This window comes from Paraburkholderia sp. EG304 (genome assembly GCF_046543485.1).
In the GTDB taxonomy this organism is placed as follows: domain Bacteria; phylum Pseudomonadota; class Gammaproteobacteria; order Burkholderiales; family Burkholderiaceae; genus Paraburkholderia; species Paraburkholderia youngii.
Genome location: NZ_JBKGUA010000047.1, coordinates 29,717 through 50,664, shown reverse-complemented (window position 1 = coordinate 50,664; position 20,948 = coordinate 29,717). Strand labels below are relative to the sequence as shown.

The 20,948-nt window shown below is 63.7% G+C and carries 26 protein-coding genes; all 26 read right to left on the bottom strand.

Translation table 11 applies throughout. The features are described 5' to 3' along the window. Positions 1 to 199: 199 nt before the first annotated feature. The 26 genes from ACLFKU_RS34460 to ACLFKU_RS34335 all read right to left on the bottom strand — a co-directional run bounded on the left by ACLFKU_RS34460 (position 200) and on the right by ACLFKU_RS34335 (position 20,884). Entirely contained in the window at positions 200 to 400 is a 201-nt protein-coding gene (locus ACLFKU_RS34460) for a hypothetical protein (protein ID WP_410852126.1), read from the bottom strand. A gap of 207 nt (positions 401 to 607) precedes the next feature. Further along, complete coding sequence (locus ACLFKU_RS34455) at positions 608 to 832, bottom strand: hypothetical protein (RefSeq protein WP_410852125.1); 225 nt, start codon at positions 830 to 832, stop codon at positions 608 to 610. After that, positions 829 to 1,248, bottom strand: coding sequence for a tail fiber assembly protein (locus ACLFKU_RS34450; protein WP_410852124.1), 420 nt, complete (start codon positions 1,246 to 1,248; stop codon positions 829 to 831). The genes ACLFKU_RS34455 and ACLFKU_RS34450 overlap by 4 nt, the downstream gene beginning before the upstream one ends. 2 nt (positions 1,249 to 1,250) lie before the next feature. Beyond that, positions 1,251 to 2,162, bottom strand: coding sequence for a hypothetical protein (locus tag ACLFKU_RS34445; protein WP_410852123.1), 912 nt, complete (start codon positions 2,160 to 2,162; stop codon positions 1,251 to 1,253). A gap of 11 nt (positions 2,163 to 2,173) precedes the next feature. After that, positions 2,174 to 2,770, bottom strand: a complete 597-nt coding sequence (locus ACLFKU_RS34440) for a YmfQ family protein (protein WP_410852122.1) — start codon at positions 2,768 to 2,770, stop codon at positions 2,174 to 2,176. A gap of 6 nt (positions 2,771 to 2,776) precedes the next feature. Further along, positions 2,777 to 3,889 carry a baseplate J/gp47 family protein gene (locus ACLFKU_RS34435; RefSeq protein ID WP_410852121.1) on the bottom strand — a complete coding sequence of 371 codons (1,113 nt, stop codon included), beginning with the start codon at positions 3,887 to 3,889 and terminating at the stop codon, positions 2,777 to 2,779. A 16-nt stretch (positions 3,890 to 3,905) separates the two neighbouring features. Continuing rightward, entirely contained in the window at positions 3,906 to 4,337 is a 432-nt protein-coding gene (locus ACLFKU_RS34430; RefSeq protein WP_410852120.1) for a phage GP46 family protein, read from the bottom strand. A gap of 6 nt (positions 4,338 to 4,343) precedes the next feature. Beyond that, positions 4,344 to 4,949, bottom strand: a complete 606-nt coding sequence (locus ACLFKU_RS34425) for a phage baseplate assembly protein V (RefSeq protein ID WP_410852119.1) — start codon at positions 4,947 to 4,949, stop codon at positions 4,344 to 4,346. A 2-nt stretch (positions 4,950 to 4,951) separates the two neighbouring features. Further along, positions 4,952 to 6,013 (bottom strand): phage baseplate assembly protein, encoded by a 1,062-nt coding sequence (locus ACLFKU_RS34420; protein ID WP_410852118.1) that lies wholly within the window; start codon positions 6,011 to 6,013, stop codon positions 4,952 to 4,954. Positions 6,014 to 6,025: 12 nt separating this feature from the next. Beyond that, on the bottom strand, positions 6,026 to 7,378 hold the full coding sequence (locus ACLFKU_RS34415; protein WP_410852117.1) for a DNA circularization protein: 1,353 nt from the start codon (positions 7,376 to 7,378) through the stop codon (positions 6,026 to 6,028). 4 nt (positions 7,379 to 7,382) lie between these two features. Then, entirely contained in the window at positions 7,383 to 9,389 is a 2,007-nt protein-coding gene (locus tag ACLFKU_RS34410; protein ID WP_410852116.1) for a transglycosylase SLT domain-containing protein, read from the bottom strand. Positions 9,390 to 9,392: 3 nt separating this feature from the next. Continuing rightward, positions 9,393 to 9,521, bottom strand: coding sequence for a GpE family phage tail protein (locus ACLFKU_RS34405; protein ID WP_410852115.1), 129 nt, complete (start codon positions 9,519 to 9,521; stop codon positions 9,393 to 9,395). Positions 9,522 to 9,541: 20 nt separating this feature from the next. After that, positions 9,542 to 9,778, bottom strand: coding sequence for a phage tail assembly protein (locus ACLFKU_RS34400; protein ID WP_410852114.1), 237 nt, complete (start codon positions 9,776 to 9,778; stop codon positions 9,542 to 9,544). Positions 9,779 to 9,788: 10 nt separating this feature from the next. Further along, the gene (locus tag ACLFKU_RS34395; RefSeq protein ID WP_410852113.1) at positions 9,789 to 10,163 is read right to left on the bottom strand and encodes a phage tail tube protein; all 375 of its coding nucleotides are present in this window, start codon (positions 10,161 to 10,163) and stop codon (positions 9,789 to 9,791) included. A gap of 13 nt (positions 10,164 to 10,176) precedes the next feature. Continuing rightward, positions 10,177 to 11,664: a phage tail sheath subtilisin-like domain-containing protein gene (locus tag ACLFKU_RS34390; protein WP_410852112.1), complete on the bottom strand. Its 1,488-nt coding sequence runs from the start codon at positions 11,662 to 11,664 to the stop codon at positions 10,177 to 10,179. Then, a complete protein-coding gene (locus ACLFKU_RS34385; RefSeq protein ID WP_410852111.1) occupies positions 11,661 to 11,921 on the bottom strand; it encodes a DUF2635 domain-containing protein in 261 nt (86 codons plus the stop codon). Before ACLFKU_RS34385 ends, ACLFKU_RS34390 begins: the two co-directional genes overlap by 4 nt. A gap of 17 nt (positions 11,922 to 11,938) precedes the next feature. Continuing rightward, positions 11,939 to 12,640: a hypothetical protein gene (locus ACLFKU_RS34380; RefSeq protein WP_410852110.1), complete on the bottom strand. Its 702-nt coding sequence runs from the start codon at positions 12,638 to 12,640 to the stop codon at positions 11,939 to 11,941. Positions 12,641 to 12,670: 30 nt separating this feature from the next. Beyond that, positions 12,671 to 13,009 (bottom strand): hypothetical protein, encoded by a 339-nt coding sequence (locus ACLFKU_RS34375; protein ID WP_410852109.1) that lies wholly within the window; start codon positions 13,007 to 13,009, stop codon positions 12,671 to 12,673. 2 nt (positions 13,010 to 13,011) lie between these two features. Continuing rightward, on the bottom strand, positions 13,012 to 14,175 hold the full coding sequence (locus ACLFKU_RS34370; RefSeq protein ID WP_410852108.1) for a major capsid protein: 1,164 nt from the start codon (positions 14,173 to 14,175) through the stop codon (positions 13,012 to 13,014). A 98-nt stretch (positions 14,176 to 14,273) separates the two neighbouring features. After that, complete coding sequence (locus ACLFKU_RS34365) at positions 14,274 to 14,654, bottom strand: head decoration protein (RefSeq protein ID WP_410852107.1); 381 nt, start codon at positions 14,652 to 14,654, stop codon at positions 14,274 to 14,276. Between the two features lie 28 nt (positions 14,655 to 14,682). Then, complete coding sequence (locus ACLFKU_RS34360) at positions 14,683 to 15,426, bottom strand: hypothetical protein (RefSeq protein ID WP_410852106.1); 744 nt, start codon at positions 15,424 to 15,426, stop codon at positions 14,683 to 14,685. Next, complete coding sequence (locus ACLFKU_RS34355) at positions 15,411 to 16,307, bottom strand: S49 family peptidase (protein WP_410852105.1); 897 nt, start codon at positions 16,305 to 16,307, stop codon at positions 15,411 to 15,413. The genes ACLFKU_RS34360 and ACLFKU_RS34355 overlap by 16 nt, the downstream gene beginning before the upstream one ends. Positions 16,308 to 16,317: 10 nt before the next feature. Further along, positions 16,318 to 18,015, bottom strand: a complete 1,698-nt coding sequence (locus ACLFKU_RS34350; protein WP_410852104.1) for a phage portal protein — start codon at positions 18,013 to 18,015, stop codon at positions 16,318 to 16,320. Positions 18,016 to 18,024: 9 nt separating this feature from the next. Further along, positions 18,025 to 18,300: a gpW family head-tail joining protein gene (gene gpW / locus ACLFKU_RS34345; protein WP_410852103.1), complete on the bottom strand. Its 276-nt coding sequence runs from the start codon at positions 18,298 to 18,300 to the stop codon at positions 18,025 to 18,027. A gap of 3 nt (positions 18,301 to 18,303) precedes the next feature. Beyond that, complete coding sequence (locus tag ACLFKU_RS34340) at positions 18,304 to 20,415, bottom strand: phage terminase large subunit family protein (protein ID WP_410852102.1); 2,112 nt, start codon at positions 20,413 to 20,415, stop codon at positions 18,304 to 18,306. Next, positions 20,351 to 20,884, bottom strand: a complete 534-nt coding sequence (locus ACLFKU_RS34335) for a hypothetical protein (RefSeq protein WP_410852101.1) — start codon at positions 20,882 to 20,884, stop codon at positions 20,351 to 20,353. The genes ACLFKU_RS34340 and ACLFKU_RS34335 overlap by 65 nt, the downstream gene beginning before the upstream one ends. Positions 20,885 to 20,948 lie beyond the last annotated feature (64 nt).

Sequence of the window (20,948 nt, the reverse complement as noted above, 5' to 3'; positions counted from 1 at the left end):
GGCCGAGCAGGTATGCGCGTTCCTTTCAATGAGTGAAACAACCATCACCCTTCGTTTCAAGCCCAGCGGCACCGATGACTAGCGAGTTACTCGATGGACAAGAGTAACGTGTTTTCACACAGCCTCGGTCGATATGAGGCGTCGGCTCGACGTCCCGAGCATAAGGTCCGATGCTTCGATCGGACGAATCATGCTCACCCTACCGAGGCGGTCGTTTTTGCATCGATATCGGCGAGCTTGACGATGCGAATGGCTGTGGCCCGAGCAATTCCTCAGAGCAGCCCGTATAGGCGCAGAAGTGGCCGAAGTCGACCATCGCAGCAAAGCCACGATCATTCGGTACGAGCGGCGTGGCTTCGAGCAGGTTCTCCAAAAGCTGGACGGGTTTCTGATAGCACATGATGACCTCCGGGCGAAGAATCTGCCAGAGCAAGGCAGATTCCCGATCGCACTTGTCGTCGGCTTCCGTCACATCCGTAACCGCCAAACTCTAGCGTCTGGCTGGCGCAGTGTCCCTGGTCAGCCATAGAATTGATTTGTCCGCATCCACGAGTGGACAGTTAGATCGGCCCGTCGTTCGCGGCGGGCTTTTTTTCGCGCTGAGCTTCTACGGTCTTGCCGATAGCGGCTCCGCGTAGTCCCGCAGTAACGGGCGTGCCTCTCGTGGCTGCGGGACCATGCTGGTGTCGCCGCCGATGTCGGTCAGCGTGTTGCCGTTGCCCGCGATGCGCACGCACGTACAGCCGAGCGCGCAGACGATCGCCACGACGCCGGCGAACACGATCACGCACAGCAGCGCGGAGCGCAGCGCGCGCACGAGATCGGGTTTCATGACTGAGGCAACTGCGGCCAGTCGATGTCGAGCGGGAACCCGGCCTGCTGCGGTATGTCGCGCAATGCCTGACGATACGCGAGGATGGCTTGATATTCCGTCTCAGGGATCGGTGGCGGCTTTACTTCGCTCTGACGCGTCGTGATCCAGTCCGTCTCGTGCAGCAGCACGTCACGTTGCGCCCGCACGGATATCGCGAGTTGTTCATCAGTCGGCCGAAGCTGATCGAGCAGTACTGCGCCGCCGCTTTCGTCGACGCTCATACGCTTGCCGTTGCTCTGTCCATCGAGCAACATCGTGTACGTGTCGTCGGTGATCGCGACGGCATCACCGGGAACGTTCTCGCCGTGAATGTCCTCGTCGTAGAAGCCGATTACGATGCGGTCGGCGTCGAGGTGCGCGTGCTTTTGGCCCATGTTCAATTCCCCATTGCGATATAGTTGGTGCCGGTGCCGGCGATGCTTGTCCCGGAAAGGTTGAACAGCGCAAACGGAAAGCTGGAGGTGTTCTGATTTGTGGTGGGAATGACGGGAATAATTGCTGCACCGATTGTCGGCGCGGCAAGCGCGACCATAAATAGACTGTGCGGAAACGTCGTGGGAAATGTCACATTACTGCCGCCCACTACTGATGCGCCGGTATATCCCCATTGCACCATCAAGCCGCTGGCCAATGTTTGATAGCCACTGGAAACCAGAGATTTCTTTCCGACGCCTTCAATCGCAACGAACCATTGCGTCGAACTGATTGCGACGAGACGGAATGCGATGCCTGGCGGCGGCGTATAGGTCGACGCGTTTGGAGTGCTGTCATTGAAATAAAAGTTGTCACTCCCGGAACAGTTGAAAACTGCCGCGCCCGTACCGACCGAGAAAGATAAGGCAGAGCCCAGGGGGACGGAATTAGCGGGTGGAGCGGTTACGGTCGCATTCGAATAGATATCCCAGAATCCGCCCACCTGTGCGGAAGTGATATTGATCGTTCCGCCTGCCGTCACCACGCCTGACTGATAGTTCCCGAGCGCGCGTTGCACGAATTGCGTCGTGGCCGTCTTCGTCGTGTTATCGAACTGCGGCGGCGTCACGCCCGGGTTCTTCGCGATGGTCTGCATCGCGGTCCAGAGCTGATTGAAAGCAGCCTTGTTCAAGGGCTGCCCGGAACTCGTGACGGCGTTGACGAGTTCCATCATCACGGAGTTCAGGAACTCTGCGGGCACGATCGTGGCCGCGAGATTCGAGGCCGGACTGCCATCGGTAAAGAACCCCGCCGCGCCTGCCGGCGTCGAAGGTGGCTGCGCACTGACAGCAGTCGAATTGTCGATCTGGAACATACGCCAGCCCCCTATGAATAGTGGAATTGCAGAATCGTGTGTGCGGGCTTGAGCGCGTTCATCTCGCACTCAAGGACGGCGTTACCCCACGTCGCGAGCGGATCGCCCGCTGCGGACTGACCCGCTGCAAAGTGAGTAACGGAGTTCTTCGGCGCGTTGATCGACCACGTAAAGAACCAGTCCTGAGTGCCTAGCTGCTGTCCACAGCGGCTCTGTCCCGCGCGAAACGGTGCGTAGTCGATCGTCGTGATCTGATAGCCGAGCGCCGCGGCGTAATCGATATAAAAAGCGGCGTTCTGTCCGCCCTCATTGGTGAGGCGCGCGACGACCTGCGCGCGGCGCTGCTGCGTCGAAGGATTCGAGCCAGTACATGGATCGGGTAGTCCTAACGTCGCTTCCCATTCGGGAAGGAAGTCCGTTACGGTCCCCGGGAATGCGGCGGCAATCAGCGTTAGCGCTGCGCCGTCCAGTGACTCAGCGGTAAAGCCGAGCGCGTCGAGTACTGCCGCCTGGGTACCATCGTCCTCACGCGTCCATACGCGCCCGCGAGGCTGGAGCTTGCGCAGCACGTCGCCATAGTCGGCGGCGCTATTACGCGGAGCGGTCATCGCGTCCTAGCTCCACGTGATCGCGCCGAGCGTCGGCAGAGCGCCGGTCGACAATTGAATGTCCGCCGTCGGTGAGAGAATCACGAAGTCGTTCACGCCCGGGACGGACGAAACGGCGCTCCACAGATGCGAGACGAGCACCTTGCCGCCTGGCTGACCGTCTGCGAGCAACTGAGTCTGTAGCGCGGCAGTGACCGCAGCCTGATACTGCACGGCGACGCCCTTGATGCTCATGGGAATAGCCTGCGCAGTCGGCGCGACGGCATACACGAGCGCCGTTACCGGTTGCTGCGGATAGATCGCATTCGCGACCGTCAACTGATCGCCGGTCGCAGTCGTCCCGCGTGTCTCCGCCGTCGCACAGCCATTGGTACCTTGCGGAAAGCCGCCTTCTGCGGTATTCGCGTTATCGAGCATGATGTACACGACGACCGTGCCCGGTCCCATGCCATTCGGCGTACACCACGCGCGCGTGACACCCGGCACCGCGAGAGCCCATTCGATATAGTCAGATGCCGAGCCACCCTGCGGCGGCTTCTGATACTCGTATAGGACGCGCTCGCGGTAGTCGTCATCGCTCTCGATATCCGCGCCGCCCGTGAAAGCCGTTGCCGCTGTCCCGGTCGAGTCGATGCCTGCGACTGCATTGGCGAGCGTGAACTGTGTACCCGCTGCGCAGTCGCCATTCGCGCCAGTCAGTCCCTGCGGGTCCGGGTTCGCGCTCGCCGTGACGGTCACGGTTCCGCTACTGACCTGAGCAGCAGAGGTCGTCGTGTACGGGACGTTATCGCTGCGCGTGACGATCGAGCCAATCGGCAACATCACGCCATTGGTGCCCGTGAACGTCAGTTGTCCGGACGCTTGCGCGCATGGCTTGCGCGTGACGCCTTTAAGCGCGCCCCATGCTTCTAGGTATTCGTCGGGCGCCGTGAATGGCGTGGCCTGTAGGGCAATCCAGTCGAGATAGCCGTAGAGCATGCAGGCGAGGCCTGCATCGATATCAGCAATCACGCGCAGATTCGAGAAGCGCAGCAGCGCGTCTGCCCCCGGCAGTTCCGCATTCAGTTGCTGCGCGCTCGCGTTGCGCAACTGCGTAAGCGTTGGGCGCGAGAAAGGCATGATGGGGAGGACTGCTTTAGCGCGTCCAGACCTGCGGGAAGTTCATCGCGACGTGCGTGCCGTCTGCGCGATTCGCGATAACGGTGAGGTCAAGACGATTGGGGTTGATCCACTGCGCCGAGATATCGAAGCTGGCCACCACGCCGTCATCGATCATCCATTGCAGGGCTTCCTGCGCGTAGTCCTGCGCGCGTTGCGGTACATCCATCGGACCCTTGACGCGGCCGAGGAGCCAGAGGCGCGAGCCGATCGGATGGAGCGGATCGTCGCCCCACCAGCCGCGCCGGTCGCCGTCCGGTGTCTCGTCGGACGGCAGCGCGAGGCGATCGGAAAACAGCGAGATCAGTACCGCAGTCTGGAGGTCGTCGCCCGATTGCAGGGACGCGCCGGCCATCGCCCAGTCGCCGCGCATGTCGGGAATGACCCAGACTGTCGAGACGTCGGCCATCGTTGCTCAGGCGTGGGGATCGTTCGCGGCGTCGCGCTGCAACTGGTTCGGAGCGTTCGTATTGATCGTGCTACCGCCGCTCTGTACGCTCGCGACCGGGTGCGTATGACTGTTGTACGTCGCTCGCATACCCGACATGGTTTTGTTGCCGTGGTCGGATATCTCTTTCTGGCCGGTGATATTTCCATCTACGTTCAGATTGCCGGTGCAATGCACAGTCGGAGAGTCGAGCGTGACCGTTGGCGTATTGGTCACGAGTACCGGATTGCCGCCACCGTTGAGCACGATGCCCGACGCCGTGAGATAGACCGACTGCCCGATGTTGTCGCTGATCGCGACTTCGCCCGACTTCAGGCCGCGCATACGGTATTGCTGGCTACCGCACGCGATAACAATTCCGTTTGAGCGCTTGCCGGCGAGAAAGACCGCGACCGCATCGCTACCTGCGGGCGGATTCGACTGGAAACCGTATTCCGCGAGGCGCGGTGTCGAGTCCCGTGTCTCGTTCTCCGATAGCTGCATCTGCACGAGCTGCACCACGCCGCTATCGTCGATGCGCGTCAGCCGTCCGCGCGAGAGCGAGCGCACGATGCTCCAGAAAAGCGAGTCCATTCCTATTGGCCGAGCGCTGCGCCTACGTCCTGCGCGAGTGGCAGATAGAGGATCGGTTCGGGCTGGAATGCCTGCGGCGGCATGAGAATGAGATCGCACGAAGTGCCGCCCATATCTCGCCGGTACGTGACCTCGCTAATGGTGAACTTCTGCCCCTCGATGAGCTTTAGCTGCGGCATCGAGAGCGCGGCGAGCGTGTTCGGCGCGTAGAGGGTGCCCACGTTATCGCGCCATGACGAAGTAGTCACGGTGACGATATTGCCGCGCCCGATGCGCCGATTGCACTCCCAAAGCGCGTGCTGGTTCGATACTGTTGCGCCCGCGTCATTCGTCTCCGCAATAAACGCCTTCGGACGATAGCGCGGCATCATCGTGTCGTTCACCGTATATTCAATGAACGACTGGTTGCCCGCGTCCTTCGTCGACGAGACACCGACGAGATACACGCGGTACTCGCTGAATCGCTGCGAGGTATCGCGCAGATAGCCCGCGCGCTTGCAGTTCACACCGAGCGCGAAGCCACCCGCCGCCTCGTCGGTCGAGAGCGGCGCAATCACGAGATCGCCGTCCGTGTTTTCGTAGCAGAGCAGTTGCGAGAGCTTGCAGACGGTATCGATGACGCTATATGGCGTATCGCCTACATTCATGACGTACTGCGCGATTTGCAGCCCGCCCGCTGCTGCCTTCACGCTGATACCGAACGGCTTCGCGAGTACGGTCGCAATTTCGGCAGCAGTCGCATTCATGAACTGGAACGAGTCGTACTGCGCAGAGCAGTCGACCAGATCCTCGCACTTGCCGCGCCCCGATATCGAGAGCAGATGATTGTGCGCGTCGTACTGGTCATTCACGCGATCGACATAGCCCGTGATGACGGAATCGCCACCGATCGAGAGCAGGCACGGATCGCCCTCATTCACGACCACATCGGCCTCGCCCGGGTAACGCTCGGTAAGTGCAATATCGAAGTCGGCCGGAATGCGCTCCATACCGCGCGTCACCCGCACGGCAGTCCACCCGGATATCGTCGAGCTGCCCACCGTGAGCGAAACATCGTCAGCCATCGTTGACGCGTCTCAGGCAGTCCGCGAGCCAGACGTCGACGAAGGGAGCGCGGCGCGGAACGAGACCGGCGAAAACGCCGGATTGACCGGATCGACCTGTTGCACGAGCGCGTCATACTCCGAGACGTCCTGATACAGCCGGTACGCAAGGACGAGCATCGGCATCGATTGCGCGAGATCGACTTCCTGCGTGGTCGCGAGCGAGTTGCCGCGCGTCGTGAGGTCCTGCACGACCGCCGTCTGTAGCGCCTGGAGTGCTTGATACGTCGCATCGCAGCCACTATCCGACGCGGCCACGATCTCCGTATCGAGCGCGTCACAGACCGTCTCGCGCAGCGACTGCGCATCGTCGTAAGAAGTGAGCCCATAGTCGGCGGTGCTGTCCGCGAGTGCAATCACGGCGCTGCGGCGGTAAAGATCGGTGCTCGATGTACTCGCGGCGGCGAGGTCCGCATTCGCGCGCGGCTCCGCAGTCGTGGCCTGCTGCAAGGCGAGCAGCGACTGGACCGCCTGGTGCGGATCGGGGTTCGCGCTCTGTACCGCGCCGACAAGCGACTGCGCGGCGCTGCTCATACCGCCATAGTCCGCCACTGCTGCGGCGCTGGTCAGCGCGTGGCCGGACTCGACCACGGACTCATGCGCCTTTGCGACCTGTCCAGAGAGCTGCGCCATTGTTGTGTAAGGATTCTTTATGCTCGCGGTGAACTGCCCGACATAGCGCCCGAAGTTACCCGGCAGCGTCGCGACCATCGAGACGAGATTGGTCGCGCGCGCCGTGATCGAGAGCGCGTTATTGACGAAGGCCTGCGCGGTGCGTTCGAGTTCGCCAATGACGGGCGGCGTCGTAAGTAGCGCCGACATCTGATTGGCGAAGTCCTGCGCAGTAGCAGCGAACGCGGCAAGCGCCGAGAGGCCGGTCTGCGCCTGCGTCGCAATGAGGAGCGTCGGAAACTGCTGCTTGCCCGCCGTAATGAAAGTAAAGCGGACCTCGAACGCGCGGCCCTGATCGGCGCTTTCCTCGCATTCGAAGTCGAGCAGCGAAACGGTCAGCCGCCCCAGCGACGGATGCACGAGTTCGCCGTCGCCCTCGTCGGGCGTCTCGCACGCGGCGATCATCGACGCGCGCTGCGCGATGACGTCGCCGCCACCATACGCGGCGTCCTGCACGAGAAACCCCGTAATCGAGATACGCCGCCCGGCGCGGCCCAAGTCCTCGACCCAGACGTCATCGCGGAACGGGTATTCGTGCACCGCGACGCGCCGCCCGACCTTCAGCGTTCCGCGTCGCGTGGCGAACGGCACGCCTCGCCAGGAGGCGCGCTGCAATTCGCCGAAGTAAGGCGAGGAGGAAATCAGCGTGCTCATGCTCTTACGCCGCCTCCGGCTGCATCGAGCGCTCGATCTTCAGACCCGACGGCGTCTGCGTGCGGATTGTCGCCTGGCCGTTGCTCGCGACGTGGAATGAATTCGTGACGTTCACGACCGGAGCGGGGACGATGACGTTCTGCGGCGGTGCGACGTTGAGCGACGGAAGCGCGGCCGTCTGCTGTTCGCCGCCCATGCGCGCGAGTATCCGAGGCGCGTAGTTCCGCGATTCAGCCGGCGCATTCGCAAGTCCCTTGCGGTCGACGTTACCTTCGCCCCAGTTGTACGCCATGAGTGCGGCAGTCATGTTGCCGTGATAGTGCTGAAGCAGTCCCGAAAGTTTTTTCGCCGCGGCGTTTGCCGACTGCGCCGGATCGAGCGCGTTGATACGGTACTCGCGTGCGGTCGCTGGCATGAACTGAAAGAGCCCCTGAGCGCCTTTGGGCGAGACTGCCGCTGGGTTCCCTTGCGACTCCTGCTGCGCGACCGATGCAAGCAGTCCAGCGGGCAGGCCGTACTGTTTTTCGAGCCCGGCGAAGTTCAGTTTCTTCGACCACTCCGCTACGGTCGCGGTCAGCGCGCCGCCTGGTGGCGCAGCGGCGGCGACCGGCGCGCCCGCTGCCATCGGTGCGGCGGCAGCGATCGCGGGCGCGCCCGCACCCGCAGGCGCACCCGGCGCAGGAGCCGCCTGGGGCGCGACGGGCTCACCCGTACCGAGCCAACCGCGTACGCGCGCGGGCAGACCGGTGAAGAAGGCCGGAATCTCCTTGAAAGTGCGCTTGAGATCTTCGAAGTGCGTGACGATCTCATAGATGGCGAGCGAGATCGCGCCGAGCGTGGCGAGGACCGGATTCGCCCACATCAACGCACTGAGCGCACGCAGTACGGTGCTGATCGTCCCGATGCTCGACACGACGCTCGTCAGGAACGAGCCCGCCATATAGACGGCGACGGCCGTCGCAATGGTCTTGAATCCGCCGAGCGCGTTGACGGCCTTAACGACTTCGGCTGCGAATACCGCCATGCCCTTGATCGACTCGCCAAGCGCCTTGAGAAAGGTCGGCCAGTCGATACCCTGCACGAGCTTCGCAACGGCGTCTGCGACGTTCGAGATCATCGCCCCGACGTTCTGCGCGATCATGTCGCGGTTCGCCGCGATCCACTCGGTAAAGCGGGCAATCACGGGTCCGAATACCGGCGCGAGGCGATCGCTGATCGAGGCCTTCAGGCCGTCGAGCGCGAGGCCCATGCTGGAGATCGATTGCGTGAACGCGAGCGCACGATCGGCCATATCGGGCGTGAAGTCGCCGCGCAGGCGTCGCGCTTCGGCTTCGTGGCGCTGGATTGCCTGTCGGCCCTGCACGAGCATGGGCAGAAGCTGCTCGACGCCGAGATTGCGCGCGAGGTTGCGCGCCGCTGCGGGGTCGCGCTTCTGGATGCGCTGGAATACGTCCGCGAGGTCGTACATTGCAGCCTGCGTGTCGATCGTTCCGGCCTTCGTCTGTTTGAGCTTCACGCCCAACGCGGTCAGCGTCGCGAACGCGGCCTGATTGCGACCCCAGCGCGCGTCCTGCAACGTGTCCTGCAATGACTGGAAGCCCGCCGTTACCGACTCCGACGAGACACCCATCAGGTTCGCGGCTCCGCGCATCTGCGTAAGCTCGCCCGCAGTAATGCCGAGCAGACGCGCAGTGCGTTCCGTCTTTGCGCCCATACGCTCCCACTGCGTGACCATCTCCGCGAGACCGGCGATTGTCCCGCCGCCGACGATCGCGAGCAGCGGCGCGCCCATTTTCATGATGCTGCCTGCCGCTTTTTCCGCATTCTTTGCGACGTTCGCGAGGTCCTTCGAAACGCGATCGAGTCCCGACGCCTTGGCGAAACGCTGCGCACTGCGGGCGAGCTTCGAGTACGGGCTCGTCATCTTCGCGATGGTGCGATTCACGCGATCGACGGTCGCCGTCGCCTTGTCGACTGCCGTAATGGTGAACGAGATGGATTTAGCGGCCACGGTCTAACCCCGCTGCGTCTGCATGTTGGCGATGCGTTGCGCCTGCTCGAACCACTCGCGCAGCTCTGTCCACGTCAGCGCGCCCGCGTCGCGCGGTCCCCAGTGATAGAACCATGTCACTTCGGCTATCACGTCGCGCAGGTTCGGCGGGACTACTCGAAAAAAGCGGAAAGGTACTTGTTGCACGCATTGAAGTCGCGCGCGCCCATCTTGCCGACGACCGAGACGTCAACGCCTGCCATGACCGCGATCAGATTTTTCATGGCGCGGACTGCGCCGAACTTTTTTTCGTCGTCGGTGACTTTGGCGATCTCGTCGACGGTCGGCTCGCGCAGGGCAATTTCAGTAATGCCGTCGACGGGCGCGAGGAGCGTTATTTTTTCAGTCATGCGTGCCCCCTTACTGCTCAGTCACCGAACCACTGAAGCCCTCGAACTTCACTTCGAACGTTGCTTCAGGGGTCTTGACTTCCTGCGCCTCGACGGTCCACATATTGCGACCAATGACGGTCTTGCCGTTCGCGAGTTCGCACGTGACTGTTACATTGGTCATCGCATTAAAGTCCGCGACGGTCAGCGTGCCTGCATCGCGGAAGCTACCCGAGATGAACGGCGCGCGCGGCTTTTCCGCGTAACCGTGCACCGTGTCCTGTCCGATAAGTGACTCGCGCTCGACGACGCCCGGCGAGTAGGACAGTTCGGCCGCGAGCATGTAGCTCTGGCCGTTCACGGCGATGTACGCGATCCCGGCAAGGCGGTTCGTGTTGTCTGCCATCGCACACCTCCAATTAGGATGCGGTCAGGCGGAACTGAGCGAGCAGCGCGAAAATCCGCAACTGATCGATCAGGATGCCGGGCCAGAGAACATCGAGACGGTTCGGGTTGCCGGAATTGCGCTCGACGATCAGCGCATCGGCAAAGACGGTGCTGTCCTGCACAAGCCCGTTCGCTTCGTCCTCCTGATACGCCGCAATCAGGTCAGCGCGGACGATGTTCGGCGTGACGATGTTCGAGCCCGCCGCGAAGCGTGTCCCGTCGTCCGCGAGCTTTACGCGCCCGTAGCGGCTCGTGACGATGATTCGCAGGTGCCGCAGCAGCGCCGCGAGCGTGAACAGCGTTTCGACTTCGAGGTAGCTGTCGTCGGGCTGACCGTAGGCGTTTTCCTGATAGGTGGTAATCAGGTTTTCAATCGCGACCGTTCCGTCATCGGCCACTGTGAAAGTGGCGATACCGTCATAGAGGAGCGAATTGCGCTCCGAGAGCGTGAAGCGGGACTGCACGGGCGGCGGTAGCACGCCGGTAAGCGGTAGCGTCTGCACGGGCGTCGCCGGATCAGCGCGCAGGCTGACCGCTGACGATGCCGCGAGCGCTGTCGCCCAGAGCCATGACGGCGTGGGGCTATCGTTCGCGCCCATGATCGACGCGTGCGGATCGTTGCGCGCGGTACCGATCGCGACGAGTTCGCCGAGCGTGCCACGCGCCGACGCGAACACGTGCCCGTAGAGCATCTGTTGCCACGACCAGCGCCCGTTCGCGTCATCCATGAAGGTCTTGAGCGCATCGAGCGAGATCGGATCGCTATACGGGCTGATGATGAAGTCATAGGACTCGTCGCCGAGCGCGTCGAGTGCTGCGCTCAGATCGGGCGCGGTCGCGCCGCCCGACATCGGCATGATCGTGACCGTCAGGCCGGTCGGCAGGACTTCACCGGCCGGCGTGCCCCGGTAGTTCACACGCAGGTCGATATCGTTCCCGCACGGCCCCTTGTTTCTCGCAGTCAGCGAAACGATGCCGCCCGTTCCGACGGTTGCCGTGACTGGCAACCCCGGCGTTACGCCGATCGTCGCGACGAGCGCGGCCGCGATATCCGAGACGGTCTGCGTAGGCTGTACCGGCTGCGCGATTCGGACCCCAGCCATGTAGAGGTAGAGCGTGCCGGCTGCGGTCGGAGCCGCCGTGATATCAACCTGGCCTGTTGCGGCGAGTGCACTCGGAGCGTCCGCGAGCGGGAGATACCAGACCTCGCCAAAGGCATCGTTGACGCGATACATCGCGAGCATCAGCGCGAGCATCGAGCCCTGTCCGCCTGCGGCGATTGCGTCGTCGCTGCCCTGGCTGATGGCCGGCACGTTCGGCGTCGCCGTACCTTGCGCCGTAATCTGTGCAATCACGAGCGCGCGCTGCGTCGTCTGCGCCGTGTTCGCATAGCTGTTATCGACCTCCGCGTAAAAGAGCGGGACGCGGATATTCGCGGGAATCTGCTTGAACGGGATCATTGCGGGTCTCCCTCAGTCGTGCGCTTCGTACTCGCGGCGGCTTTCGCGGCACTGCCTGCATGCGCGGATGCCCCTGCGGCCTGCGAGGCGGCTACAGGTGCCGATGGCGGGGAGTCGTCGAGTGCGACATCGCCGTCACGGATGCGGCGACGCCAGAAGCTCGTCGCGACGACCGTGCGAGGCTCGGTAATGAGGTCGTGCAACGCGGGATCGCGCACGACGCGGCCCGCAACCGGGCGGATGCGTAGCGTTTGCATGGCGGGAGTCCTTCCGGCTATCGACGGGCCGGGTCTTGCGGGTTGATGACGAGCGTTCCCTCGTCGCGTCCGTCCGGTCCCTGCGTGCGTGGCGCGGGCGTAACGGCGTCGGGAAATGGCGGATTGGGATACGTGCCCGTCTTGTCGGCGGGCGCGATCGTGTCGACGTGAATGGCGACCTGATCGAGTGGTGCTGGCGGCGGCGGATCGACCGGCCACGCACCGGGCGCGGGCACGGCCTCAGTCGGATCGAACGATTCGAAGCACTCGCAGCGGAATGACGCGGCTATCCCGGCGAGGTGCCGCGCACCGTCCGCGCGAATCTCCAGAGCGCTTTCGACGGCCTCGAACTGCTGGAGCATTCCGACGAGCGAATAGTCCGTGAATAGCGCCTGCTCGACGCTGAACCACAGCGCCTCGATCGCGTCCTGCGCCTCTTGCGCGCTCGACGCCTCGACGGTCGCTTTGACTTCGAGCGTGCATGTCGTCGTGAAGCGGGGCATGCCGCGCCCCTCCGACTCCTTGCCCTCGTGCGAGGTCCGCACGATAACGACCGGCAGCACAGCCGCGGGCACGGCCCAATCGCCCGGCGACTGCACCGTGACGGGCGTACCGCGATCGGTGAGCGCCGCGCCGTTGAGCGCGCCCAGAGCTGCGAGCCGCAGCCGCCTGCGCACCAGCATTGGCAGCACGACGATCGCCGTGCGCTTCGCTTTCATGACGGGGAGACAGACAGAACGCGTCGAGGCTCAGGACGCGAGATTGAGCAGGAGCAGACACCAGCCGTGCCCGTCGACGCGTACCTCGCGCACGACATAGGTGGTATCAGCGAGCGGCGCACCGGGTGCAGCGGGAATGAATAGCGAGTCGCCCTGCTGCGCGGTGACGGGTAGCTGCGAGACACGAAAGCCGTAACAGGGGCGCTTCGTTGTTACGGGTACGCCTTCCATTACATCGACGTCTGTCACCGCCTCATCGAACACGCCGTTCAGCGCCGCCACGACCGACCCGTCAGCGGAGCTATACGTCGCGCTCTGCCCGAAAACGCTCTCGACCGGCGCGAGCAGCAGTGGGTCCCAATCGATCACGGCTATGCCTTGCCGTGCGTCGACTTGCCGCCCTTGTCGGCCTTGTCGTCGCCCTTGTCGGCGCTGCCTTTCTCGATATTCGCGAGATTGGCATCGCGCGCCGCCTCACCCGCAGCGGCAGACGCGAGTCCGGTCCCCTGAAACAGGACCTCAGGCCGTGTGCAGATAAAGAGCGGATAGGAGTACGTTTCCATCTTCCACCACATGCGGCGCAGAAGATCGAAGATCGGGAGCACATACACGGGACGTCCCGGCGTATTGACCCAATCGACCGTTTCGCCCGGTGCCATCGCTTCGCGGAAAACGCCCGGCGCGCCGACCGGGAAAAACTGCACGTTCTCGTCCGGTACCTTGATCGTCGAGTTGTCATCCGAGCCGCGATAGTTGAACCACGTGATGCCCGCAAAATCGAACGCCTCGAACGCCGCGCCCTGCGAGTTATCGCGCAGCGCGCGCGCATCGGACCAGTTGACGAAGGTGCGGATAACGTCAGGGTGATTGACGAACGCGTCATAGAACGCATCGCCGCACAGCCCGTACACGCGCGTCGTCGCCGTGAATGCACCCTGCGCCTTGCGCGCCATCGAGCGCACCAGTCCGTTACAGATCGGGCGTAGCGTATTCGCCGTTCCTGCCGCGAGATTGAACGGAATCACGGCAGGCTGCGCGATGCCGAACTGCGTGAACCAGTTGTAATACACACTCCCATCTTTCGGATTGAGCACGAGCCCCTGCAGTGCCGCGAGACGCAAGTACTCTTTCGTGTACTCGACACTCGCGAGCAGGCCCGTAGGACCGGACAGACGCCGCGCGACTTCGGTCTCTACCTGCATGAGCACGCTTTCGGTACCGAACTCGCGGATGCCTTCGACTTCCTCCGCATACACCGTATCGTCGTGCATGAGGCGAGGTACGTCGAAGTAGCGCATCTGGCGCTTTTCGGTCGTGCGCTGCGTGCCTTCCGCGCCGCGCTCAGAGAACGGGATCAGCGCGAGCTTGCCCTGACGTTGCTCGACAGCGAGCGCCTTCGTGCGGATCGGGTTCGGTTCGAAAACATTGAGGGCACCAAGTCCGACCGGCTGGAACGGATTGCGCTGCACGGCATCCGTGAGCGCGATGGCCGTAAACGGGTCCTGGTGGAATACGTCGAGAATTTCGCCAGCCATGATCGGGCTCCCCGAAAAAAGAAAGGCCGCGCCGGAATAAACCGGAGCGGCCTTCGTGAAGTGGCAAGCAGTGAATAAAGCGCTCGTTGCGCGAGCAACTAGCGGAGGATGATGCCGACTGCCAGAAGCTGTTGCGTAGCGGTCGTAATCTGCGCGGGCGTGGCACCCGATGGCCAGATCAACTCGGAAGCGTTGACTTCCGCGTTGCGGTCAATCACCGTCGCCTGCCGGTCGCCTTGTGTTGCGTCGCGCGTGCCGTAGAGGATCGCCGCCGCAGTCTGCGAGCCATCGGAGCCGGCCGGATTGAGCGGCGCGAGAGAGCCCGACGCCGTGACCTTGCCGAGTACCGTACCGGCGAGCACGAGCACGCCGCCGGTCAGCGTCACCTGATCGCGTGACTGGTGGCCGTTCGCTTCGGAAACGATAAAGCCGCCGTCGTGCCATTGCTCGTTGAGCGGCGGTACAGTTGGAGCGCCCATGTTCGTATCTCCTTGAGGGGTGAGGAAATCAGGCTTGACGGGCACGCATCGGATTCGCCTTGGCAAAGGCGCGGTCCCAGCTCGTCGCGATTGCCTGGTGGTGCGTCAGTTCGGCACTACCCCCAGGGCCAATACTCGGATTGCGCGCGACGCGATTCGGCGTGCCCGATGCGGCAGGCGCGGGCGCGGCTTCGAGCATCGCGATTGCCTCGCCACGCGGCAGACGCGTCTTGAAAGCGAGTTGCGCAGCGAGGACCGGGTTGCGCGCCGCTGCGCGCGTCGCGAAGATCGCAGCGCAGCGCGCCTGCTCGCGTCGACGGGCCAGCGCGAGCGCCGACTGCCCACGCATCTCCTTGTCGTCGTCCTCGTCGTCCTCGGCTTCCTCGTCCTCGCCGGTATCGCCCTCGGCGCGTTTGCTTTTCGCCTTGCCCTTGCCGCGCTTGCCCTTGCCGCTATCGTCGTCGGGGTCTGCGTCGTCGTCGCCGTCGTCGCTTTCCTCGTCGTCCTCGTCGCCCTGAGCGCGTGCGCCTTCGTCATCCTCGTCGCCCTGAGCGCGCGACTTGGCCTTGCGACTCTTGCGGGTACCCGTGTTGTTGTCCTCGCGGTCGCGCTCGCCCGGGTCCTTATCGTCGTCCTCGGCTCGCGCGTCTCCGTCCCTGTCCTTTTCTTTCTCGTCGTCCTGCGCACTGGCGCGAGCACCGATGCCCGACAGATGCGCGAACGAGAGCGCCTTTTGCATGCCCATCTGCATGCCTTTCATTGCGATACCCATTTCGAACCTCCCGACTTTTGCTGCAACGTTGACCAGAGCGCCAAGAGCGCTTCATCCGGGGCTTGCACTGCGTCGGCAAAGCCGATATCGACACCCGCTGAACCGAGAAACGTCCCGGCCTGCGTCGCGCCGACCTTCGCGACGGAGAGGCCGCGATTGCGCGCGACTGTCGAGATGAACAGGTCCGCGACGCTATCGACGTCCGCCTGAATGCGCGCGCGTACCTCGTCCGCAAGCGGCTCGAATTCGTTCCCGTCTGCCTTGCGCGCGCCTGAGGTAATGAGCGTGACGGTGATGCCCGCCTCCGCGAGCGCCCGTGAAAAGTCGACGTGCGCGACGACGACGCCGACGCTGCCAGTCCCACCAGTGCGCGGAACGGTAATCACGTCGCACGCTGAGGCGAGCCCGTAGGCAGCAGAGAATGCGCACTCACTCAGAATTGCCCAGATGGGCTTCGTCCCGCGCGCGGCGTGGATCGCGTCGGCAAGATCGAAGCATCCGGCGACCTCGCCGCCGGGGCTGTCGATATCGAGCGCAATAGCGCGCACCTCGTCATCGGCGAGCGCCATCGAGAAGTTCGCGCGGATACCGTCATAACCGGTCATGCCGGAATACGGGTGCAACGTGCCGAGCTTCGCGACGAGCGTGCCCTGCACGGGAATGACTGCGATACCCTCGATAACCTGATAGGGCCGCTCCTGCGCGGGCTCGCCCACATCAACACCGTCCGCGAACATCACGACATTGCCATCGGCGCGAAAGAGTCGCGCGAGGCCGAAGCGGTCCGCGATCGCCGCCATCACAATTTCGATCTTGCTCGGCGTGATGGCGAGCGGGACGTTAAACAGCCGCTGCGCCAGATGCGGGTAATCGGGTTTCATGGCGCATCCCTCATTGCGGTTGCGGCGCTTCAGGAACCCGGCCCGCCTCAGCGGCGGCGACGTCTCCCGCCCAGTCGGGCAGCGTCAGCCCCAGTTCATTCATGAGGCGGATTTCTGTCGCGCGCTGATGCAGTACTTCCTCGTAATCCAGACCCTGTTCGGCGCATTCCCGTTTGAGGGTCGAGAGTGCCGCGTCCATACCCATGACTGCGCCGGCCTTTTCCTTGGTCGGATCGATCCACCCGCGCGCGACACCCATCCACGAGCAGCGCGAATAGGCCGATCGCGCCTCGATGAATGGCGGCGCGCCGTCAGGTAGCGGGAGTTCGCCCCGATCCATTGCTTCCCACAGCCACGACGTATAAAACGGCGTGGCAAAGTTCAGGCAGAACTCGTCGCGCCGCCGCTGCAATGTTTTCCAGGCCTCGAGGAGCGCTGCGCGCGCGCTGCTGTAATTCGTCTTGCTCCAGTCCTGCGTGACCTGTTCAGCAGAGAGGCCGAGCGTTGCAGCGAATACGCGCTGCATCTCGTGCGTGAACATCTCGAAATTGCTATGCGGATGCGTGGCCGAGACGTTTTCGAGTGATTCACCCGGCGCGAGCGTCGGAATGCGCGCGCCGTTCAGATACGCGGGCCGCTCGTTTGCCCACTGCGCACGCAGCGACTGGTAAAGCGGAAGCTCCTCGCCTTCGCCTGCGCCGAGCGCGTCCTGCACCAGTGCCGGATCGTACGGGCTCGTGACGTAGGTACCGAAGATCGAGCCGATGGCCGCGGCCTGCAATTCGACCTCGTAGTAACGCGCGAGCATCTTCGCGTGCGCGAGTACCGGCATGAATACGCCGAGGCCGCGATGCTGTCCCGCGCGATCGCGGTCGAAGTCGTGAATGACGCGTTGCCACCCGTCCTCGTCGTACCGCTCGATGCGCTCCCACGTGTTCGCCTCGATCGCGAGATACCAGTCGTTCGGCTCGGCGCGGCGGATGTGATAAGCAACGGGCGCGCCGTTATCGTCGATCTCGACGCCGCCGCGCAGGTTGCTCGAATCGATCATCTGATACGGATTGCACAGACGATCGGGGTCGACGAGCAGAAGCGCGGTCGCATAGTCGGCCGCGCCATAACCGACCTGATCGGGAAGCCAGAACGTAAGGCCGAGTCCTTCGCCGTCGATCAGCTTGTGACGCATCGCGAGGCGGAACTGCTGGCCGATCGTCAGTTGTCGCGCTACGTCATTGAAGCGCCCCGCGTTCTCTGCGTAGCCACGCCAGAGTGCTTCGGCAGTGCGGCGGAAGTCGTCCGCCCAATTCGCATCGAATGCGGCGATACCGAAGCGCAGCGCGAGCGCGCGGTAGTCAGGATTCGCGGAGAGTTGGAGATTCGTGCCGATCGTATTGTCGAGAATCCGGTTGACTGCACCGTTAATCCATCCGTCATTGCGCGAGAGGTCTCGCGAGCGCGCGACCATGCGGTCGCGAAAAAGGTTGATCTCCGAATCGGGCGAACGTATCCACGGGAGCCAGTTTCCGAATGCCTGGCTCATCCAGTCCGCAGCCTGATACGGGAACTGGTACTGCGTGCCGACGCCGAGCGCGGCACTCGACGGCCAGCCGGGACCACCTTCCTGCGCGCGTGCGGGCCCACTACCGCGCGCCGGCACGAGCGCGCCCGTATCAAGCGGCTTGCCGCTCTCGTCGACGATCAGACCCATGACAGGAACTCAGAAAAAAGGCGCGATCGGCGGGCGGCGATTGCAGCAGTAGCCGCTCAGCGCAGCGATCTGCTTCTGCACGGCGAGAATGCCCTGCACGAGATCGGGAATCGATGCGCGCGTGAAGGTAATCGAGCGGCTTCCATCGGCCTGCGTATAGGAGGCGCCTTCGGGCTTCGTGCCCGCAATCAGCGCGAGATACGCCGCCTGCATCGAGGCGAGTTGCGCTTGCAATGCGGCGAGCGGCACACCGTCGAGAATGCTCGTGCAATCACAGGTAGCCATGAGTTACGCCAGTCGGTTGATGAACGATCGGGGCGGCGCGGGTCGCGCTGCCGGTACGTTTGCAATAGCGGGTAGTTCTGCGAGTTCAACGGGCGCGAGCGGCGCGCTTACCGCGTCCGCGCGACGGTTCAGTTGCAGGCCGAAGTGCAGCAGTCCGCACAGCGCCCCATAGGCATAGACGCGACAGTCGAGCGCCTCATTCGCGCGCCCGCGTGGCAACTCCCAGACGCGATAGCGCTTGCCGCCCATCTCTTTCACGACGATCCGCTCGGCGGTCAGTTGCGCGTAGTAACCAATGTCGCGATCAGCGGGAAAGTGCATGTAACCCGGTCCCGCCGCTTCGAGGAGCAGACGCAGGCGAATCGTGTCCTTCGCCGCGTTCACGCCGAGAATCATGGGCCGATACGTCTTTTTCGAGCGCGAGGTCGGGCGCTTCGCGGGCCAGACGGGGTTACGCTCGCCACCGCGCGCGCTCTCGCCCTTGATCGCCCAGATTCGCCGGCCAATGCGGGCCTTCGAGAACTCATAGACGCTTTGTGTGTGGTGCCCGCCTGAGTCGATACACGCGGCCATGATCTCGAATGGTCGACCATCAGCGCGCGACCACGTGCGCCGCAAGTACTCGTCGACTGCCGCCTGCGTGGTCGCGTCAGAGAACTCGCCTTCGATAACCTGATACTCGATCGACCACGATTCCTCATTGCGTCCCCAGCCGACGACTTCGAGCTCAACGCGGTAGTCCTGCACGTCAACGCCGACCGTGAGCACGGCGACGCCATCGGGGACTTCTGCGGCCCATACCTCCCCACGCGCGGCTAGTAGCTCGTTCTGCACGCGCCGGCCGGTATGCGCCCGATAGGGGAGCCCCATCTGCGTATTCCACCAGGCTTGCAGCTTTTCCTCGTCGCCCTGCGCGGCGATCCACTTCTCAGCGATCGCGGGCGGACGGTCGCGCGTCCACGGGCTGAAAAGCTTCGACGCCTGAAAGCCGGCGTGACGGTTATCGACGCGCCACTCGCCGCACTTCGGGCACTTCGCGCGCCATACCGCATAGCGCCGGTTCGCGACGTCCTCCCACCAGTCCCACACTGTCTCGACTGCGCCCGCGCCGTCGTGCTCGCGCCACGCGCGTTCGTAGTCGTCGAGCGGGACATGCCGCCCGCCGCAGCAGACGAACGGTCTTGTCTGGTGCCAGCGTACGGATTGGAGCGCTTTCAACCGGTCCGCTTCGGACCACGCCGTGCCGCACGCTTCGCAGTACAGGCGCGCGGTATCGGTCTCGTGCGCCGAGATCGCGCCCGTCTCGCTGCGCGTCTTGTCCCACTCGACGTGTTTAAAAAAGTCCGGAAACATGCGGTGCCCGCAGTGCGGACACTCGACCGACGCGCGGCGCTGGTCGGACGCGAGGTAGCTGTCCTCGATGCGGCTTTCCTCCGAGATCGTCGGCGAGCACGCGCGTACGCTCAGCCACTCGGCAAACGTCGCCGTGCGCTCCTCCGCGAGCGTGATCGGATCGCCCTCGCGCGTTACCGGGTACTTGTCGATCTCGTCCGCGAGCACCACGCGGATCGGGCGGCGCGCGAGGTTATCGGGGCTACCCGCACCCGCGAGCGCGAGGAACCCGCCCGGGAATGCCTTGAAGAGCAGCGTGTCGCTCGCGATGCGTGTGCGCAGCGGTCCGATCAGTTCGCGCAGTACTGGCGTCGCCCGAATGAGCGGTGAGAGTCGTTCCTTGCTGAACTGCTCGGCCGCTTCGTCCTTCGGCTGAAGGAGCAGGATCGGGCACGGGTCAAGCTGCGCGAGGTAGCCGAAGATGTTTTCGAGCAGCGCGGTTTTCAGAAGCTGCGTGCAGACCATCACCGTGATCGTATGGACCCCGGGCTCGGTAACGGCCAGCATCGGCCCGCGCGCGATCTCGACGGTCGTCGTACGCCACTGTCCCGTCAGACTGCCTGCGGCTCGCGCGAGCTTCCTGTAACGATCGGCCCAATCGGGCAGCGACAGGCGCGGCGGCGGCGTCCAACCGCGGCGACCGGCCTGCGCGATCTGTTCATAGCTGTTCGCCGTCGAAGCGCGCGTGGGGCTCTCCGAGATCGGCAAGCTGATTGTGGACATGGGCAGCCAGGGAAGCGGTCAGCCGTTCGAGGTCTGCAATACCGAACTCAACCGCGAGGAACGGCGCAACCTTCGACGGGAATGCGAGCCACGCGTCGCGCTGCTCGCGGCACAGATCGAACACGACGCGCTGCGCGGTCGCGACCTCGACGAGTGAGCCCGCCTTGTGCTCGTAATCGAGCCGGCGCAGCAGCGCCAGCCAGTTCTCTTTCAGTCTCAGCGCCTCGCCATAGGACACGCCACGCACCGGGCCGGCGCCCGTCGCGAGTTCTTCGTCATTCTTTGCAGCCTCTGCAAAGCGCTTTGCGCTCGACTCCTCCTTGTGCCAGCCGGAGCCGACGAGCGCGGGATTCATCCGCCCGTCTGGCTCGCGCGAGAGCTTTCCCTTTTTCAGCGCCTGGTGTACGAGCGTGTCCGACACTCCCTCACGTCGCGCGAACTCGCGGATCGATATCGTGTCGTCGGGCATGACGTCTCCACAGCAGGGAATGCACAGACCTTTCAGACGTTGGAGCTAGAGAAAAAACGCGACG

Coding starts and splice junctions, on each gene's coding strand:
- ACLFKU_RS34395 (WP_410852113.1), bottom strand. CDS start 10,163: ATGGCAGACAACACGAACCGCCTTGCCGGGATCGCGTACATCGCCGTG.
- ACLFKU_RS34360 (WP_410852106.1), bottom strand. CDS start 15,426: ATGGGTATCGCAATGAAAGGCATGCAGATGGGCATGCAAAAGGCGCTC.
- ACLFKU_RS34435 (WP_410852121.1), bottom strand. CDS start 3,889: ATGCCTTTCTCGCGCCCAACGCTTACGCAGTTGCGCAACGCGAGCGCG.
- ACLFKU_RS34455 (WP_410852125.1), bottom strand. CDS start 832: ATGAAACCCGATCTCGTGCGCGCGCTGCGCTCCGCGCTGCTGTGCGTG.
- ACLFKU_RS34380 (WP_410852110.1), bottom strand. CDS start 12,640: ATGAAAGCGAAGCGCACGGCGATCGTCGTGCTGCCAATGCTGGTGCGC.
- ACLFKU_RS34460 (WP_410852126.1), bottom strand. CDS start 400: ATGTGCTATCAGAAACCCGTCCAGCTTTTGGAGAACCTGCTCGAAGCC.
- ACLFKU_RS34350 (WP_410852104.1), bottom strand. CDS start 18,015: ATGGGTCTGATCGTCGACGAGAGCGGCAAGCCGCTTGATACGGGCGCG.
- ACLFKU_RS34450 (WP_410852124.1), bottom strand. CDS start 1,248: ATGGGCCAAAAGCACGCGCACCTCGACGCCGACCGCATCGTAATCGGC.
- ACLFKU_RS34365 (WP_410852107.1), bottom strand. CDS start 14,654: ATGGGCGCTCCAACTGTACCGCCGCTCAACGAGCAATGGCACGACGGC.
- ACLFKU_RS34340 (WP_410852102.1), bottom strand. CDS start 20,415: ATGTCCACAATCAGCTTGCCGATCTCGGAGAGCCCCACGCGCGCTTCG.
- ACLFKU_RS34420 (WP_410852118.1), bottom strand. CDS start 6,013: ATGGCTGACGATGTTTCGCTCACGGTGGGCAGCTCGACGATATCCGGG.
- ACLFKU_RS34355 (WP_410852105.1), bottom strand. CDS start 16,307: ATGAAACCCGATTACCCGCATCTGGCGCAGCGGCTGTTTAACGTCCCG.
- ACLFKU_RS34440 (WP_410852122.1), bottom strand. CDS start 2,770: ATGACCGCTCCGCGTAATAGCGCCGCCGACTATGGCGACGTGCTGCGC.
- ACLFKU_RS34385 (WP_410852111.1), bottom strand. CDS start 11,921: ATGCAAACGCTACGCATCCGCCCGGTTGCGGGCCGCGTCGTGCGCGAT.
- ACLFKU_RS34445 (WP_410852123.1), bottom strand. CDS start 2,162: ATGTTCCAGATCGACAATTCGACTGCTGTCAGTGCGCAGCCACCTTCG.
- ACLFKU_RS34370 (WP_410852108.1), bottom strand. CDS start 14,175: ATGGCTGGCGAAATTCTCGACGTATTCCACCAGGACCCGTTTACGGCC.
- ACLFKU_RS34425 (WP_410852119.1), bottom strand. CDS start 4,949: ATGGACTCGCTTTTCTGGAGCATCGTGCGCTCGCTCTCGCGCGGACGG.
- ACLFKU_RS34335 (WP_410852101.1), bottom strand. CDS start 20,884: ATGCCCGACGACACGATATCGATCCGCGAGTTCGCGCGACGTGAGGGA.
- ACLFKU_RS34415 (WP_410852117.1), bottom strand. CDS start 7,378: ATGAGCACGCTGATTTCCTCCTCGCCTTACTTCGGCGAATTGCAGCGC.
- ACLFKU_RS34390 (WP_410852112.1), bottom strand. CDS start 11,664: ATGATCCCGTTCAAGCAGATTCCCGCGAATATCCGCGTCCCGCTCTTT.
- ACLFKU_RS34430 (WP_410852120.1), bottom strand. CDS start 4,337: ATGGCCGACGTCTCGACAGTCTGGGTCATTCCCGACATGCGCGGCGAC.
- ACLFKU_RS34400 (WP_410852114.1), bottom strand. CDS start 9,778: ATGACTGAAAAAATAACGCTCCTCGCGCCCGTCGACGGCATTACTGAA.
- gpW (WP_410852103.1), bottom strand. CDS start 18,300: ATGGCTACCTGTGATTGCACGAGCATTCTCGACGGTGTGCCGCTCGCC.